Origin of the sequence: Larkinella knui (genome assembly GCF_003858645.1) — a bacterium.
Classification (GTDB): Bacteria; Bacteroidota; Bacteroidia; order Cytophagales; family Spirosomataceae; genus Larkinella; species Larkinella knui.
In genome coordinates, this window is sequence record NZ_RQJP01000004.1 from 28,235 (window position 1) to 45,029 (window position 16,795).

The window sequence follows — 16,795 nt, forward strand, 5'->3', positions numbered from 1 at the left end:
GGGAACAAAGGGTTAATCCTGCATCAGCAGGTAGGCTTTGATGAATTCGTCCAGGTTGCCGTTCAAAACCGCTTCGGTGTTGGAGGTCTGATAACCGGTGCGGTGGTCTTTCACCCGGCGGTCGTCGAGGACGTAACTCCGGATTTGCGAACCCCACTCGATTTTCTTTTTGCTGGCTTCCACTTCCGCGCGGGCGGCATTCCGTTTTTCGACTTCGATCTGGTAGAGCTTCGATTTCAACAGTCGCATGGCCACTTCCTTGTTCTGCAACTGGCTCCGCTCCTGCTGGCATTCGATGATCAGTCCCGAAGGCCGGTGCCGCAGCCGAACGGCGGTTTCCACCTTGTTAACGTTCTGACCACCAGCACCCCCGGATCGGAACGTGTCCCAGTCGATGTCGGCCGGATTGACTTCAATTTCAATCGAATCGTCGATGAGCGGATACGCGTACACGGAGGCAAACGACGTATGCCGGCGGGCGTTGGCGTCATACGGTGAAATTCGTACCAGCCGGTGAACGCCGTTTTCTGATTTCAGAAAACCGTAGGCCAGCGGTCCGTCCACTTCCAGCGTAGCCGACTTGATACCGGCTCCGTCGCCGGGTTGATAATCCACCTGTTTGACCTTGTAGCCGTGTTTTTCGGACCACATCAGGTACATGCGGTAGAGCATATCGGCCCAGTCCTGGCTTTCGGTTCCGCCCGCGCCGGAGTTGATTTCCAACACCGCACTAAGCTGGTCTTCTTCGTTGCTGAGCATTTTTTTCAGCTCCAGATCGTCAAGGGCGGCTTTTACTTTCTCCCCTTCGGCGTCAACTTCTTCTTCGGTAACGTCACCGGCTTCGTAAAATTCGTACAGCGTTTCCAGGTCGCCCACCAGGGAGTCGACGTGTTCAAAACCGCCCGTCCAGCCTTTCAGGGCGCGGACCTGCTTCATGGTTTTTTCGGCGGCTTCGGCGTCCTGCCAGAACTCCGGTTGGGTTGTACGGTCTTCTAAATCAGCGAGTTGTTCTTTTTTGCTATCGTAGTCAAAGATACCCCCTCAAGGCCTCTACTCTGGCCCTCACGTCCTTTAATTGGTCGGTCGTCATATGCGTGAAACAATAATTGAATGATAAATAGTAACGAATGATTCGCGAAGATACGGTTTTGCGAACCGCTATCCGAACGCAACAAAAAAGCGGATGGTTTCATCCGCTCGAAGGTCTTTATTTAAAACCGGTCAAATACCTTTTTGTTGGACGTCGATTACGAGAGCAATTGGAACATCGAGCAGTTCGGCGATCTGCGCATTGGACAATACGTTTTTTTGAAGCGCCGAGAAAATCAACTTCCGCTGAGTCAGTTCCTTGCCTATCTTGACGCCATTTTCCATGCCTTCCCGTACCCCTTCTTTTATCCCGGTTTTTATTCCGTCCTCGCGGCCTTTGATATAAAGCCGGTCGATGGTGATGTCGAATCCCTGTGCCATGGTTTCTGCTTCTTCTGAAACGATTGAATTAAAATTACGGAGTTGTGACAAGATTTCCAATTGACGGATGAATTTGCCGAGCTGCAAGTGGTCGGGTGCCACCTGGTGCAGTTTCTGTAAAATCTGCTGAACAATTCCACGCGGTTCGTGTTGCTGAAAATCAGCTAAAACTGTCAGAATCAGTTCTTCCGGTTGATCGGAATCAATAAACTGCTGATACGGAATTTCGCTCAGGTTGATCAACGTATAGCTATACCGCAAGCTGCCGGTTTCCAGCTGAACCGGCATTCGGGCGTGGCCCTCACCGATGTAAAAAACATACTGCCGAACCCGTAATTTGTACTTCCGGATCATCATGGCCGCATATTCGAGCATTCGATACACCATATCCGCCGTGTCGGTGGTCTGAATCTCGATGTGCAGAATGTACGGCTTGGTGTCCGGATCGACGACTTTCTTTAAAAAATCGGGAATCCGTTCAACGGTTCGCTGTAGTTTCTCCGGTAAATTTTCGAGCCTTACCGGATTCAGGCCCACGGTTTTCCGAACCAGCGGCAGGATGATTTCAGCCAGATTTTCCCGAAAAATCTTGTCGTAATCCTGAGACATCGGCGTGCGGTTTTTACCTTAGACGACAGGAGCGACAGAAAGTAATGCCCGCTGCGGCTCGGGAATCGTCCACCGACCGGAATGAAATAGGTAAATCAACTTTTCAAACTAACTTTGCGTTCCCCTAATGAAGTTCAGTGTTAATTCTTCATGTTCATTAACATTCCTCAAATATGGCATCACAATATGATGTAATTGTTCTCGGCAGCGGCCCCGGAGGCTACGTAGCTGCCATTCGTGCGTCGCAATTAGGCATGAAAACGGCCATTGTCGAACGCGAAAGTCTGGGTGGAATCTGCCTGAACTGGGGCTGTATTCCAACCAAAGCATTGCTGAAAAGCGCACAGGTTTTTGAATACATCAAGCATGCTGAAAATTACGGCATTACCATCAACGGCGAGGCAAAACCGGATTTCGGTGCGGTGATCAAGCGCAGCCGCGGTGTGGCCGACTCCATGAGTAAGGGCGTCACCTTTCTGATGAAGAAGAATAAAATCGATGTTCTGTTCGGAAATGGAAAAGTGAAACCGGGTAAGAAAATCGATGTAACCGATAAAGACGGCAAAACCGCCGAATACGAAGCCAAACACATCATCATTGCCACCGGTGGCCGCGCCCGCGCCCTGCCTGCCGTGCCGATTGATGGCGAGAAAGTGATCGAATACCGCAAGGCGATGTCGCTGGCGAAACAGCCCGAATCCATGCTGGTGATCGGTTCCGGTGCCATTGGGGTCGAGTTTGCGTATGTTTACGCGTCGATGGGTACAAAAGTGACCATCGTCGAGTTTATGCCGCGCATTGTGCCGGTTGAAGACGAGGAAATCTCGAAAGAACTGGCCAAGAATTACAAGAAACTGGGCGTCGATATTTATACGAGTTCGGAAGTAACGAAAGTCGATACGAGCGGAAAACTCAGCAAGGTGTTCGTCAAGACGCCGGACGGCGAGAAGACGTTCGATGTGGAAGTGGTGCTGTCGGCGGCTGGCGTCGTGGCCAACATCGAAAATATCGGGCTGGAAGAAACCGGAATCAAAACCGAGCGGGGCAAAATTACGACGGACGACTTTTACCGCACGAACGTTGACGGGTATTACGCCATCGGCGATTGTACGAAGGGCCAGGCACTGGCGCACGTGGCCTCCGCCGAAGGCATTATTTGTGTGGAAAAAATCGCCGGGCTGGATCATGTCGAGCCGATGAATTACAACAACATTCCGGGTTGTACGTATTGTACGCCGGAAATTGCGTCGGTCGGTTATACCGAGGCTGCGGCCAAAGAAGCCGGTTACGATATTCTGGTGGGTAAATTCCCCTTGTCGGCGTCCGGAAAAGCCAAGGCCGCCGGTGCGCCGGAAGGCTTCGTGAAAGTGATTTTCGACAAGAAATACGGCGAATGGCTGGGTGCTCACTTCATCGGCTACAACGTCACCGAAATCATTGCCGAAGTCGTTGCCGCCCGCCGGTTGGAAACCACGGGTCACGAAATTTTGAAAGCGGTTCACCCCCACCCGACCATCTCGGAATCCATCAAGGATGCGACGGAAGCGGCTTACGGCGAAGCGATTCACCTCTAAGTCAGCCGAATATAGATTTCGTTTTTTACAGAAATGCCGACGGGAGGTCTTCCCGGCGGCATTTCTGTTTTTACGCTTCAATCAGCAAAAAGCGCAGTTGAGAAGGCTGAACTTCCGTTTGCTGACAAGTCGCCTTTCGGCCCGCCGTCGTGCCGCTATCTTTGTCGAACGGTTTCTTAACCGGCATACCAACAACAAATACCGCTAAACAACCATGAAAAAACCAGTACTATTCTGGTTGGCGGCTACAGTCTGCGTAGCGGCCAATGCCCAAGACCTGATGACCGGCCCCCTTGCCGGCGTATCCACCCAGTTGCAACCCGTCAAAACCGGAAGTGCGCAGTTTATCCAGAAAATCGAAGCATCACAACCCAACTACCGGGCGACGTTTTCCGTGACCAAAACCAGCGATAAAGGCAAAGGCGATGAAAATACCTACTTTCTGAATTTATCGGATCTGGATGTATCCACCGTAACGTATAAAGTTGAAAAAGACGTCATTGCGGTATTGGCCGATACCAAGCAACATCGGAAATGGGTCCGCTACAGCGAAAATGGCGAGCTAAAAAACCTGACCGACCGCGTCAAGCTCTACGCCGATAATCCGGATATCGCCAAGGCGCTGGTCGAATCGTTGAAAAAAGTGATTCTGGCGGCTGAAAAGGCTTATAAACCCGCCCGGACGCCGGAAACGCTGGACGACCTTCGCCAGTGGCTGAAAACCAACATTGGCAGCGAAGCCATCGGGTCCGATAAATACGAACAGGCTCTCACGTTCGACGCTGAAAATCCGCTGCGGGCGGTTTTCCGCCGGAGCGAAGTGGGTGCCAAAGGTTCAGCCTCTTCCGAAACGTTCTCATTTAACCTGGGAGATCTGGGCCTGGAAGGGTTGCAAATTGAAAGCAAAAGCAAGCGGTTTGAGCTGGCACTCGTCGTTCAGCAGAAACAGAAACTGATGGGTTACGCGAAAGATGGCAAACTGGACAATGTCGTTCAGTCGTTCGAAATCATCAGTGGCGATGCCGACCGGATTCGGGATGTGGCCGCAGCCTGGCGCAAGCTGATTCCGTTGGCCGTTAAGCAACTGGAATCCCGCAAACCGGTTTTTGCCGCGATGTCGGGCGCTCAGAAATACCTGGAATCGAGCATCATGGCGGCCAAAACGAACGACCGCACGATTGAGCAAAGCCTGAAACCGGATTGCATCTGTACGTACACCCGGCGCGAAACCTACAATAAAAACAATACGGAAGAGGTCTATGAATTCAATCTGGCCGATCTGGCCGAGAAAGGTGCCAAACTGGGCGTCGATAAGGAATTGTACACCATCGATCTGAAAACCCGCGACAACCGGCGGTTTATTGGCTATACCAAAAACGGCGTTCGGCAAAATTACGTATCCGAAATCGAACTGGCTTCCGACAATCTGGAGAACGTCCGGTATATGTCGCAGGCGTTTGAGAAAGCGGTTCAGTCGTGTGCCCAATCCCGGAAAAGCCCGGTGCCGACGGCCAGCCAACAGGCCCGACTGGAGTGGATTAAGGAGCAGCTTCCGAGAGAATTGGGTGAAAAAGAGCCGGTTAATTATACACTGGCTGCGGAAAATGGCACCTGCGATCTGAAATTGACGGTGGCCCAGGGCGGGCGGAAAACGTCGGAACTCGTGTATGATCTGGCTTTGAAAGATCTGAATGCCGATGCCACCAATTTCGATGTCGACGGCAAAACCGTCTACGTCAATCTGGTAACCAAAGGCAAAGAGAAACTCGTGAAAACTTTTAAAGACGGAAAGCCTTCCGACTACGTCCACACCGTGAAAATTCAGCTTGGCGATATAGAAAAAGGCCGCTACGTGGCCGAAGCCTTCAGGCAGTTGATTCGGGGCTGCGTATCGAATTAATAAAATCCACACTACCCGTTTTAATATAAATCCACACCACTCGTTAAAACGTCGCCTAAATGGCTTTATCAGAGCCATTTAGGCGACGTTTTTGATTCGTCTTAGCACATTTTCAGCCTTTAAAATGGGCCGTTCACTTCACAGCAAGAGTCTTTGTGTCTTTCCCGACCAGGTCTTCCCAGCGGTATAATTGAAACGTTCGATCTGTACTCATGGCGACAAATAAACCGTGCTGAAACGTCGAATTTAGCGGTACCGATACGGTTTCGGAACCATCGCTTTGCTTCGTGCTCACGTTGACAATTTTAAGCAACGAATGTTCATACGGTTTTTGGGGAGTTCCTTCCCGGCTGAAAACGTGAAACCGGTTGGCGCCCTGATCCGAAACCAGAATGTAGCCCGTCGTGTCGGTCAATTTATAGATCGAAATGCCTTCGTGATCTTCCGTAAAACCGGTTTGGGCAAAGAGCGCCAGTTCGTTGTTGCCTTTTTCCGGATCGGCGAAATACTGCCGAACGCCCTGGCCTTCATCGGAATAATACACATAGCCCAGCTCGTCATCGACGGCGATGGATTCGATTTCCTTCTTTCCGCTGTAGAGGCCGAATTGGCGTACCAGACTCGCTTTAACGGTTCCGGTTCCGTTGTCTTCCAGTCGATACTGCGCCAAATACGAGCCGTTGGTCGGACCGTTTTTCCGACCAACAATGGCGTAAATCGTACCGGTTTTGGTTTTGTATAACGCAATGCCCATCAAATCCCGAAAACCGTCACCGGTTTCGCCCACAAAAACCTCCAGGCCGCCCCCATCGACGGGCTTCATGTCCGGCAGTGAGAAAATACGCAGTTTGTGGGTGAGTCGTTCCGTGACAACGGCGATATCGGTGGGCTTGCCATTCAGTTGCAGCCCGTATTCGACATCGACGTTATTCGGTCGTTTCAGGTTTTTGACGACTTTTTCGGGCTGTATTTTTCCGTCCAGGCCAAAGACATACAACGCGCCGTCGGTTTCCTTGTCGGTGCCCAGAATCAGACTCTGAGAAGGGTCAGTTGGGTTGATCCAAACCGCCGGATCATCCGAATCGTACTGCACAGTTTGGGTCACCACGGCCGGTTTTATAACCGCATTGCTATCGGGTTGTCCGGCAATGGCGTTAGCTTGAGAATTCTGGTTTTGGCAGGATGCAACCAGCAGCCAGCTTCCGCAGAAAAAAAACGATGTCATTCTCACGTTCAATGGGTCTTTCGGATTAAAAATAACGGGCCGAGCACTCGTCATACGCGGCCCGTTGGTTACTTATTTGGTACCAAAAGCCCCGATGTACGTTGCGGGTTCCGGTGATTTATAAGTGATACCATTGAGAGTCAAGCCGTTGGCGAAATGCCGTGTAAAACCGGTCGTGCCTTTTCCCAAAGCCGGCGAACCCGTCTGAAGGTGAAAATCCCAGCTGGTGTTGAACGTGGCGTTGGTCAGGGCGGTATTCAGCGGGTAGTTAACGAATTTCGGGTCATTCTCACCGGCTTTCGCACTGATCACGTCGCCGGTTCCGGCCAAAATTTCGGCCGATGGCTGGAATTGCGCCACGGCATCGGCCGAAAAGCCATAATAAAACGTGTTGCTGATCTTGGAGCGGTTGTCTTCCGGAGCGCCTTTGTCACGTTTGATGCCGTAGCGATCGTTGGCGAGCAGGTTGTTATACAAATCGGCGTGAACGGTTTTTTCCAGCCAGATCGAACCGCCTTTGGTGGTCGGACGGCGCCAGCCCGCATTAACAATCGTGTTGTTATAGCCGATCACATAAGCCTGTGGCGTCCGGTCGCCGGAGTTGGAAAGCTTCAAACCGTTGGTATTGGGGCTGTAAATCAGGTTGAAAGCGACATCGGCCTGCACACCCGATTTGATGTTGATCGCGTCGCCGTTGGCAATACCGGTCGTGTGGAAAACGGAATTGGCAATAATCACCTTGCCGCCTTCGATGTAAAAACCGTCTTCGTAGAAATTCCGGATGGTGCTGTTGGTCACCACAAACTGGCCGTTTACGTTCGGAAAATACACCACGGGAACGCGTTCGCCGGCGGCTGCTTTGTACAATCCGGCTTTCACAGACGGCGATGCCTCGGTCGTAACCGCCCCGCCGTATTCCAGCACGGTATTCTGAAGTACCAGTTCCGTGGTTGTTTTATCCGCAATTATACCGCCCCAGAGTTGACCGAACTCGTTTTTGGCGATTTTCCAGGCATCCGGAACCGTAAATTTTACGGGGGCCTGCGTCGTTCCCAGGCTGTAGAGGTTGCCGCGCACGACGATCTCCGGTTTTACCACCGAATCGTTCATCAATACCGTAACGCCTTCTTCAATCGTCAGTGATTTGCCCGCCGGAATTTCCAGGTGGCCCGTAATTTTGTAGGTGCCGCCTTTGGTCCATACGCCGGAAACCTGTCCCGAAACCGCTTCCTGCACCACCGGTTTGCTTTCGACCGGCGCCGGATCGTCATTGGAAGATTTACAGCCCGCAAAAATCACCGCGGCTAATGCAACGTTTAAAAGTGCCTTTTTCATAGTTTGTAGGTAAAATAAAGCTTTTGTTAAAGTTTGTATCGGATGCCAATCAGGTAAGAGCGCTGGTAATAATCCCGACGGATGAGGGTTTTGCCGGGTACCGTCTGGTCGGGAATTCCGGCGTTTTTTGAGCTGCTGTTTTTGATGTAAACCTCCATCGGTGTGTTGAGCAAATTGTTGGCTTTGGCAAAAAAGCCGAGCCGGTTTTTCAGCGTTTTTTCAACAGAAGCGTCCATCTGCACAAATCCCTGCTGCCAGAGGTCTTTGTCGACAAACTGCGAAACCGTGTTGATCCGCTCGCCGGTATAATTGGCGGCCAGTTGCGCATCCCAGCCGTTTTCGGCGTTTTTGTAGAGCAGCGACAGGTTGGCGACGTGCGCCGACTGCCCGTATAACGGCCGGGTCTGGTTAACGGTAATCGTTTCCAGATCGCCGGATTCGTTGCGAATTCGCTTCGATTTGGCGGTAGTGATTCGGGAATGCGTGTAGGTATAATTGGCTTTGATGCCCCAGACTTTCAGGTATTTAATGAAGTCGAGTTCGATACCGTAGTTGGTGGCATTCCCAAAATTGCCCGGCGAATAGTAGGTGTCCTGCCCGCGAATCGCGTCCCGCTGCAACGTGTATTCAATCGGATCCTTAATGCGTTTGTAAAAAGCGCCCACCATAAACTGCTCCGACGGGCTCGGAAAATGTTCGTAGCGCAGGTCGATATTGTCGGCAATGGCCCGCTTCAAATCCGGATTCCCGCGCTCTTGGTATTCTTCCTGCACGATGCGGTACGGCACGATTTCGAAAAAACCGGGGCGGTTGATCGACCGGAAATAAGACGCCCGCAAATTCGTGCGCTCCCAGGGCCGGTATTTCAAATGCAGACTGGGCAATAAATCGGTGTAAATCTGGCTTCCGGTCGGGCGATCTTCACCAATGGGAAAGGTCATGGAATAGCCCTGATCCGTGGCTTCGATTCGCATCCCGCCCACCACTTCCAGCTGCGTCGTTTCGGTTTTGAACTGCAGATAACCGGCTTGAATCGTTTCGGTGGCGTCGTACGTCAAGGCCGTAGCCACGGCTCCGCGTGGGTTCACCACCGTCCAGGCAATCTGGCTGTAGTCGTTAAAATCGACGCCATAGCGCGCCAGCAGATTGGTGGGCCGTAGCTGGTAATTGTTGTAAAAATTGGAGCGGTTTTTTGTGCGATACAAACCGCCCGCCCGCCATTCAACCGCGATTCCGGCGATGGGCACGGTGTACGTCAGGTTCAGATAAGCGGCCAGATCATGGTCTGAATTGTGTTCCCACCGGCGGCTGGAATTCCCGACGGTCGTGCGGGTTTCGATACCCGCTTTCCGTTCGCCCATCAGCGAAATGGTGGTGTTGTCCGGCACCTGATTGGTAGCCTCCGAATAGACCACCGACCAGTTCAGTCGCAGGTCGTTGGTAAGCCGATGATCGCCCTGAAGCGTGCTGTTGTAAATTTGCTGCCGGGTCAGACGCGAGCGGGTTGCGTAACCGAGCGTTGCGTTTCCGGCTTCCGGATCGTAACCGCCAATGGTCAGTTGCGTCGATTTGATATCCCGTACCTGGCTGTTAGTCAGGTTCATAAAGGCGTTATACCACTGGAGTTTGTGCCGGTTATTGATCCGGTAATCCAGCTTGGCGTGGAGCCCGTAGCGGGTTTGTTGTTCGGAATACCGGCGTTCGTTGCGTTCCGTTAGCGTGACGCCCGCCAGCGTGTCTACGGTTTCGGCATCGAAAAAAAGGCTGTTGCTGCCGCGGTACGTATTCTGGTAACTCCCCGCCAGAACCACACCCAACTTCCGGTCGAAAAACCGGTTTCCGACCGAAATACCGCCCACTAAATTCGGTGGTGGAGTCTTAGTGGTGAAGTCGGACGTGGTGGTGGCAAAATCCGCCGGCGTTGCGTTATACTGATTTCCCCGGCGTTCGTAGGGCGATTGAAACGCGACTTGCTGCCAATCGTAGCTCATGAAAGGCCGGTTGGCGAATAATTCGCTGTAACCCGTGGACAGATTGGCCGTAATCGCCAGCTGGTCGGGCGCATCCTTCATCACCAGATTGACCGCACCCCCGATGGCGTCGCCTTCCATGCTGGGTGTCAGGGCTTTAAACACTTCCAGACGGTCTAATAATTCGGACGGAAAAATATCGAGCGGAACGTAGCGGTAGCGGTTGTCGGGACTCGGAATTTTCACACCGTTGACCAGCGTGTAGTTGTACCGTTTGTCCATCCCCCGCAGAATGGCATATTGACCGTCTCCGTTGCTGTTTCGCTCAATCGAAACGCCCGAAACGCGCTGAATGACGTTGGCAACGGTCAGGTCGGGCGACAGTTGGATGGTTTTGCCCGAGACGATGTTCATGACCTGATCGGCATTTCGCTCCAGGCTCCGCGCGGTATTGTCGCTGGTGCCGTCTCGTTTGGCCACAACGCTGACTTCGGCCAGTTGCTTTGAAACCGCCGGTTCCAGTGCCAGATCCAGCGCGACGGTTTCCTGCTGTTCGAGCCGGATTTCTTTGATAATCGTCTGGTGCGTGAGGGAACTGATGCGCAAACGATAGGTTCCGGCGGGCACATTTTTGAGCGTGTACGAACCGTCCAGACCCGACCGATCGTGCAGGTTGGTGTTTTCCAGCAAAATCGTCGCGTTGATGATCGATTCGCCCGTTACCGCGTCGATGGCCCGGCCCCGAATGGTTCCGGCCAGCAGGGGCATCGTGAAAAACAGCAGACCGGCCAGTAAAGTATAGAATCGGTTGTTCATGAAAAAATTCAATCGTTACGCAGAACGAAACCGGTTTTAGTCGAACCGGAAACCGCCCTCGATTTGGGTAGCACAAAGGTGAAGAAAGAAGCAGCAACCCGCCAAACCGGCCCCGTTAACAAAAAGGAAACGGCTGAAAAAGAAGCATAGACAAATAGGCAACATTGTTAACAAGTAATGCTTAACTAGTTGATTAGTAGTCGGTTTTGGTGTAACAAACCGCCAATTATCAAATTGTTAAGAGATTGTTACTGCACCATGAAGCCGATTAAAGGGATTGGATGAAAGCCGTCAGACTTTCGCCTTGCTGAAGGTTGAATTTTTTGCGGAGACGGTACCGGATCACGCGAAGGCTGTCCTGAGAAATACCCAATAACGTGGCAATATCGGCCGATTCCAGATTCATTTTTAGGAGAGCCGCCAGCCGCAGATCGTTACCGGTCAGGCTTTCGTTGTGCTTTTTCAGATTATCGAAAAAAGTCTGGTGAACTTGCTCAAAAACACTGCGGAATTCCTCCCAGTAGTGGTCGTGCTGAAAACTCTGGTTGATGCGTTGCAAAAGTTGCCGGATCTGCTTTTTGTGATCGCGCTTTTCATCGTTCGTCATGTCTTCCAGTTTCCCGCGCAGTTCGTCCAGCAACTGGTTTTTATGAATAATGTGCAGCGTGTGCGTCGTGAGTTCTTTGGCTTTTACGGCCAGTTCTGTCTTCAGATTTTCTTCTTCCAGCGCCTTGTTTCTCAGTTCTGCCTGGATCAATTCGTGCTGGGTTTCGTAAATATGCTGATTTTGCTCCCGAAGCGCCTGTTCGGTCCTGATTTTCAGGCGCTGACGGCTAATTACCAGAAATCCCGATACGCCGAGCAGCAGAATAACGACGGTAAACGACACCGCAATGATGCGGTTGACGTTGCGCGCTACCGTCAGTTTCTCAATTTCGCTGTTTTTTCGCTCCAGGTCATACAGGGTTTGCAGTAGCGCCAGTTGCTTGTTGCCTTCTTCCGAATAAATCAGTTTCAGGTTTTCGCGGCTCAGGGCCACATACTGGTAGGCACTGTCGGGTTTGCCAAGTAGACTAAATCCTTTGGCGAGGTCGTTGTAAGCACCGCTCAACTGGTGCTGCTCACCGGTTTTTGACGCAAGGGCAATGGCTTCTTTCGACAATTGCAGGGATTCCCGGTATTTTCCGGTTTTGCGCAGCACGTCGCCGAGGTTGTTGATGATCTCAATCCGGCCGATTTCGTCGCCGGTTTGTTTACTGAGCCGTAACGCATTCTGGAAGTAATAGCGGGCGGAATCGTACTGTTCCAGATCTTCGAAAATGCTGCCGAGGTTCTCGTAAATCTTGGCAATGCCCGGTTTGTGATCGATTTGCCGGTATTGTTGAAGGGCCTGCCGCTGGTAATAAAAGGCGCTGTCGTAGCGCTGCTGTTTTTCGTAGAGATGGCCGATATGGCCGTAGGAAACCGCTACACCCAGGCGGTTTTTTAAAGATTGGTGAATCGACAACGCCAGATTATAGTGCTGGCGGGCCAGCTGGGGCTTTTTGCTGTAGTAATACAGTTCGCCAATTTCGTTGAGGTTCGTGGCGACCTGCGCCGGTTTTCCGACCTGACGAAACCGTTTTCCGGCCTGCAAATGGTAGTCGAGCGACTGCGGATAATGGCCCAGATGGTAGCAAACCCGCCCCATTTCTTCCAGACAAACCGCTTCGGCCAGTTTATCCTGCCGCTCTACGGCGCGGTTGTACTTCTTTTTCAGGCTCAGAAACAACGAATCCGGTTTTTGGAGCGGCAAAATTGTCGGCAATTGAGCCCAAACCGCGTTCGTCAGCAAGATGAGTAAGGTGATCAGAAGCCGGAGTTCTGGAAAATGAAAACGAAGCACAAGGTAATTGGTAGTTAGATCCCGGGGTAAGATAATCAAGGACGTCGAAACCGAATTTTAAGAAATTGTTAATGAACGGATTGAAGAGAAAGTTTTTTTAGAAAAAAAGCAATCCGGATTTTCTCCGGCTGGTACATTTTGACGGTTCCATCCAGGCTTCTATCCCCAAAAAGGCTCTATATAAGTTACTTCTTGAAGCACAATGGTTATAAATTGATAACACATCCATAACACCCATTTAAAGTAGATCGACTCTCTTTGCAGCGGTAAATTTCACGATACAACTGCATGAAAAATCAGCTACTTTTTACTCTATTACTTTTTCTTTTTACCGGGTTTTGTCTTCATAACGCTTCAGCACAAACGACTCAGGCTTCCATTTCGGGGGTTATTTCAGAAAATCAGAAAGCGCCACTCCCCGGCGCAACCGTTCAGGTTCGGAACCTGTCGACCGGTTTTACGACGGGAACCGTTACCAACGCCAAAGGAGAATACGCCTTTAAAGAATTGCCGCTGGGCGGGCCGTATAGCATTCTGGTGACGTTTATTGGGTTTGGAGAGCAAAAACGGACCGGCTACATGCTGAATCAGGGCGACGCCGTCCGGCTCAACCTGGCTATGCAGGAAGACAGCCAGACACTCGAAGTGGTTCAGGTGGTGGCTTCGGGCATGAAGAACAAAATTGACAATCTGGGAGCCGCCACGGCGGTTTCGGCCCGATCCATTGCCGCATTGCCGGTCAACGGCCGGAATTTTACGTCGTTGATGGACCTTTCGCCCCTGAGCCGCGGGGGGAATATTTCCGGGCAATTAGGCTCATCGACCAACTACACCATCGACGGGATGAACGCCAAAAACCCGACCTCGGCGGGTTCGACCACCAGCCGGAGCGGTGCTCCTTATTCGATTTCCATTGAAGCAGTGCGCGAATTCAAAGTTGTCACCAACCAATATGATGTCACGTATGGCCGCAGTGGCGGGGGAACGGTCAGCGCCGTAACCAAGGCGGGTACCAACAAATTGAGCGGGAGTGCCTTCAACTACAGCCGGGCCAACTGGCTGTCAAGCCCTTACGATATTCGGGGCAACAAACGCAACAACGAGTTTTCAACGAATCAGTTCGGTTTTTCGCTGGGCGGACCGATTATTAAAGACAAATTGCACTTCTTTGTCGCCTGGGATCACCAGCAGGATTCGCGCCCGCTGATTATTGCGGACGTTCAGTCACCCGCCGACGAAACCCGGTTTAACATTACGAGAACCACGCTGGATCGGTTTGTATCGATCGCCCGCAGTCAGTATGGCGTGGCCAATACGCCCCAGTACGGTACGTTCGACAAAGGCCGGGGGTCGGATGCGGCTTTTGCCCGGATCGACTGGCAGATCAACCCGAAAAACCTGCTGACTGTCCGCAACAATTACACCAGCGACCGGAATAAACTCGGGTTAGCCGATAATACGGCCATCAACATCTACGAATCATACGGAAATGATTACAACTGGGACAACAGCTTCCTGGCGAGTCTGCGGACGGCGCTAAATCCCCGGATTACGAATGAATTGAAGCTGCAGCACCTGTACACCTACCAGAAAAGTAGTCCGGGTGATCAATTACCGGCCGCCAACATTCCCCGCGCCATCGTCGAAGGGGTTACCTCAACGGTGGACGGGTCCACGAAATCGACCAACATCCAGATGGGTGGGCACCGGTTTGCGCAGGAAGGTTTCGATAACAACGTGGTCCAGCTGGTGGATAACCTATACTACAATACCGACAAGGTTCAGTATACGTTCGGTGTCGACCTGATGTATACGCGGGCGCACTCGCTTTACGGCAGCGAAGTCAACGGTCGCTTTCATTACACCGTCGATGGGGCGGCTACGGCACTCGATAAATTTGCCGCGTTGCAGCCCTACCGGTATTACCGCGAGGTTCCCCTGATGGCGGATCCCAGCGTTGTCGGGAAAACGTTGAACGCCGGCTTGTATGGCCAGTTGAGTACCAAATTGACGCCTGGTCTGGAAATGACGGCTGGTTTGCGCCTGGATTATGCACACTATCCGTCTTCTCCGCTGAATCAGCTGGTGTATGACGAATTGAAGCTCCGCACGGACAACAAGCTCAAGTCGTTTGTGGTGCAGCCGCGTTTGCAATTGACCTGGGATGTCAACGAAAAACACACGGATTTTATCCGCTTTGGTGGAGGTGTTTTCGCTTCCGATATCAACAATTACGCCATCATCAACAACCTGACGTTTGATGGCAAGCACCTGGCAACCGTCGATGTACGGAGCGCGAATGTACCAACGCCGGATTTTGCCGCCTATCGCAGCAATTACAACAGCATTCCTTCCCTGGCGGCTTTTCAGATTCCGACGATCAACATGACGGGGCCGGATGCCCGGGTGCCGGTTTTGTACAAGATGAACCTGTCGTATAACCGCTACCTCACCGATAAACTCAAAGTGGGAATCGCCGGGTACGCCAGTCTGGGGCGTCATAATTACATGTACGTCGACCGAAACATGGTAGTCGATCCATTTTTCCGGTTAACCAACGAAGACAACCGGGGCGTTTATGTTCCCCTCAACTCGATGCCGGCCAATGGCGCGGGCGACTGGCAGCAGGGCCGGATCAGCCAGAAATTGGGCCGGGTTCTGGAGCTGAACAGTCAGGGAAAAGTGAACCAGTTTGCGGTGGTGGTCGATGCAACCTGGCAATACTTCAGGGACGGGGAATTTTCGGTTAGCTACACCTGGAATGACACCAAAGACAATACGTCGTATAACGGAAACGTAGCCAATACGGCCACGCTCTCCTTACCGGTGAAAGATGATCCGCGGAATCTGAGCAAAATGTCGTATTCGGACAACCATTTCCGCCGTAAAGTCGTCTTCTACGGTACGTTGCCCAGCTTCCTGGGAATTACGGTGGGCGTACGGTATTCCGGTATTGGCGGAACTCGATATTCGTTGTTGTCGGGTGCCAACAGCAACGCCGACTTTGTGGCAGGAACGAACGATCTGGCGTTTGTTTTCAATAGAAATGACGACAGCGTTCCCCAGAATGTGCGGACAGGTTTGCAGGCCATTCTGGATAATGCCAACGCGAGCCAGAGCATCAAGGACTACATCACAAAATATTCGGGCAAAATGGCCGAGCGGAACGGCGGCATCAACGGTTTCTACGGGGTTTTCGATATTCGGGCGAGCAAGAAATTCCGGTTATACCGAACGCACACGCTGGAAATTTCGGCCGATGTCTTCAACTTCGCCAACCTGCTGAAGAAATCGTGGGGAACCAACAAGTCGTTGGGAAGCCAGGCCCTATATGCGCTGGGTATTCCGGCGTCGGGGTCCACCCCCGCCGTTGCCGGATTCGATAAAACGAATCAGCGGTTTGTATACCGGGTCAATACCGCCGGAATTGTTACGCCATCGGGCGATCCCTACCAGCTTCAGATCGGCGCCCGCTACAGTTTTTAAGCTTTCAGGAAGGGCAGAAAGCCCGTCGGCTAAAACCGGTTTCCAGCGGTTTTAGCCGACGGGCTTTTCAGTAGAAAAGGAGATAAAACGCATCGGAGTCCGACCGCAGTCGTTAGGCCGGAATCACCTCAACCGGCAGATCACCGGTCAGATTTTTGACCAGTTCGGCCACATGCACGACGATTGCATTCATGGTTTCTTCCGACGGAGCTTCAACATGCGGTATTACTCCCAGAGCCGTGGTAAGGTGCTCATCTTCAACCGACAAAAAGAACTGGAAATCGAGGAGTTCCACCTTCACCCTGCCGTTGGCAGTCATCTCCACGGACTGAATAACCCGGTGGCCGGGATTCAATTCATACTCATCGTTCCAAAGCTGCCGTACCCGTTTATAAATCTTTTCGATCGTTGTATCCATTGCCGTATTGAATTTAGGTCGCAATATAAGCAGCAACGCTTTTTTTTCGCTTAAAAGCGGTTGATAAGTATGCAAAAACCAGATGATGAGCCGTTTATATGAAAAGC

Annotated in this window: 10 protein-coding genes; 3 read left to right on the top strand and 7 right to left on the bottom strand. The window is 51.9% G+C overall.

From position 1 onward, the window contains the following. Positions 1 to 12 precede the first annotated feature (12 nt). Together prfB and EHT87_RS18630 are read right to left on the bottom strand one after the other, a co-directional pair. Positions 13 to 1,090, bottom strand: a protein-coding gene (prfB, locus tag EHT87_RS18625) for a peptide chain release factor 2 (protein ID WP_124908179.1) whose coding sequence is annotated in 2 segments (ribosomal slippage) — positions 13 to 1,029 and positions 1,031 to 1,090 — 1,077 coding nt in all. Because the reading frame shifts where the segments join, the coding sequence is not laid out codon by codon here. A gap of 131 nt (positions 1,091 to 1,221) precedes the next feature. Further along, on the bottom strand, positions 1,222 to 2,079 hold the full coding sequence (locus EHT87_RS18630; RefSeq protein ID WP_124908180.1) for an RpnC/YadD family protein: 858 nt from the start codon (positions 2,077 to 2,079) through the stop codon (positions 1,222 to 1,224). 173 nt (positions 2,080 to 2,252) lie between these two features. On the opposite strand from EHT87_RS18630, the gene lpdA reads away from it, so the two are divergent. Then, complete coding sequence (gene lpdA, locus EHT87_RS18635) at positions 2,253 to 3,653, top strand: dihydrolipoyl dehydrogenase (RefSeq protein WP_124908181.1); 1,401 nt, start codon at positions 2,253 to 2,255, stop codon at positions 3,651 to 3,653. A 214-nt stretch (positions 3,654 to 3,867) separates the two neighbouring features. Further along, positions 3,868 to 5,553, top strand: coding sequence for a hypothetical protein (locus tag EHT87_RS18640; RefSeq protein WP_124908182.1), 1,686 nt, complete (start codon positions 3,868 to 3,870; stop codon positions 5,551 to 5,553). Between the two features lie 133 nt (positions 5,554 to 5,686). Here EHT87_RS18640 and EHT87_RS18645 read toward each other — a convergent pair whose 3' ends face one another. The 4 genes from EHT87_RS18645 to EHT87_RS18660 all read right to left on the bottom strand — a co-directional run bounded on the left by EHT87_RS18645 (position 5,687) and on the right by EHT87_RS18660 (position 12,784). Next, positions 5,687 to 6,778, bottom strand: a complete 1,092-nt coding sequence (locus EHT87_RS18645; RefSeq protein ID WP_124908183.1) for a phytase — start codon at positions 6,776 to 6,778, stop codon at positions 5,687 to 5,689. A gap of 72 nt (positions 6,779 to 6,850) precedes the next feature. Then, the gene (locus tag EHT87_RS18650) at positions 6,851 to 8,113 is read right to left on the bottom strand and encodes a right-handed parallel beta-helix repeat-containing protein (protein WP_124908184.1); all 1,263 of its coding nucleotides are present in this window, start codon (positions 8,111 to 8,113) and stop codon (positions 6,851 to 6,853) included. Between the two features lie 26 nt (positions 8,114 to 8,139). Beyond that, positions 8,140 to 10,899 carry a TonB-dependent receptor gene (locus tag EHT87_RS18655; RefSeq protein WP_124908185.1) on the bottom strand — a complete coding sequence of 920 codons (2,760 nt, stop codon included), beginning with the start codon at positions 10,897 to 10,899 and terminating at the stop codon, positions 8,140 to 8,142. 268 nt (positions 10,900 to 11,167) lie between these two features. Further along, positions 11,168 to 12,784, bottom strand: coding sequence for a tetratricopeptide repeat protein (locus EHT87_RS18660; protein ID WP_124908186.1), 1,617 nt, complete (start codon positions 12,782 to 12,784; stop codon positions 11,168 to 11,170). Positions 12,785 to 13,072: 288 nt separating this feature from the next. On the opposite strand from EHT87_RS18660, the gene EHT87_RS18665 reads away from it, so the two are divergent. Next, on the top strand, positions 13,073 to 16,270 hold the full coding sequence (locus tag EHT87_RS18665; protein WP_124908187.1) for a TonB-dependent receptor: 3,198 nt from the start codon (positions 13,073 to 13,075) through the stop codon (positions 16,268 to 16,270). Between the two features lie 112 nt (positions 16,271 to 16,382). On the opposite strand, the gene EHT87_RS18670 is transcribed toward EHT87_RS18665, so the two are convergent. Continuing rightward, a complete protein-coding gene (locus EHT87_RS18670; RefSeq protein ID WP_124908188.1) occupies positions 16,383 to 16,688 on the bottom strand; it encodes a hypothetical protein in 306 nt (101 codons plus the stop codon). Positions 16,689 to 16,795: the final 107 nt, after the last annotated feature.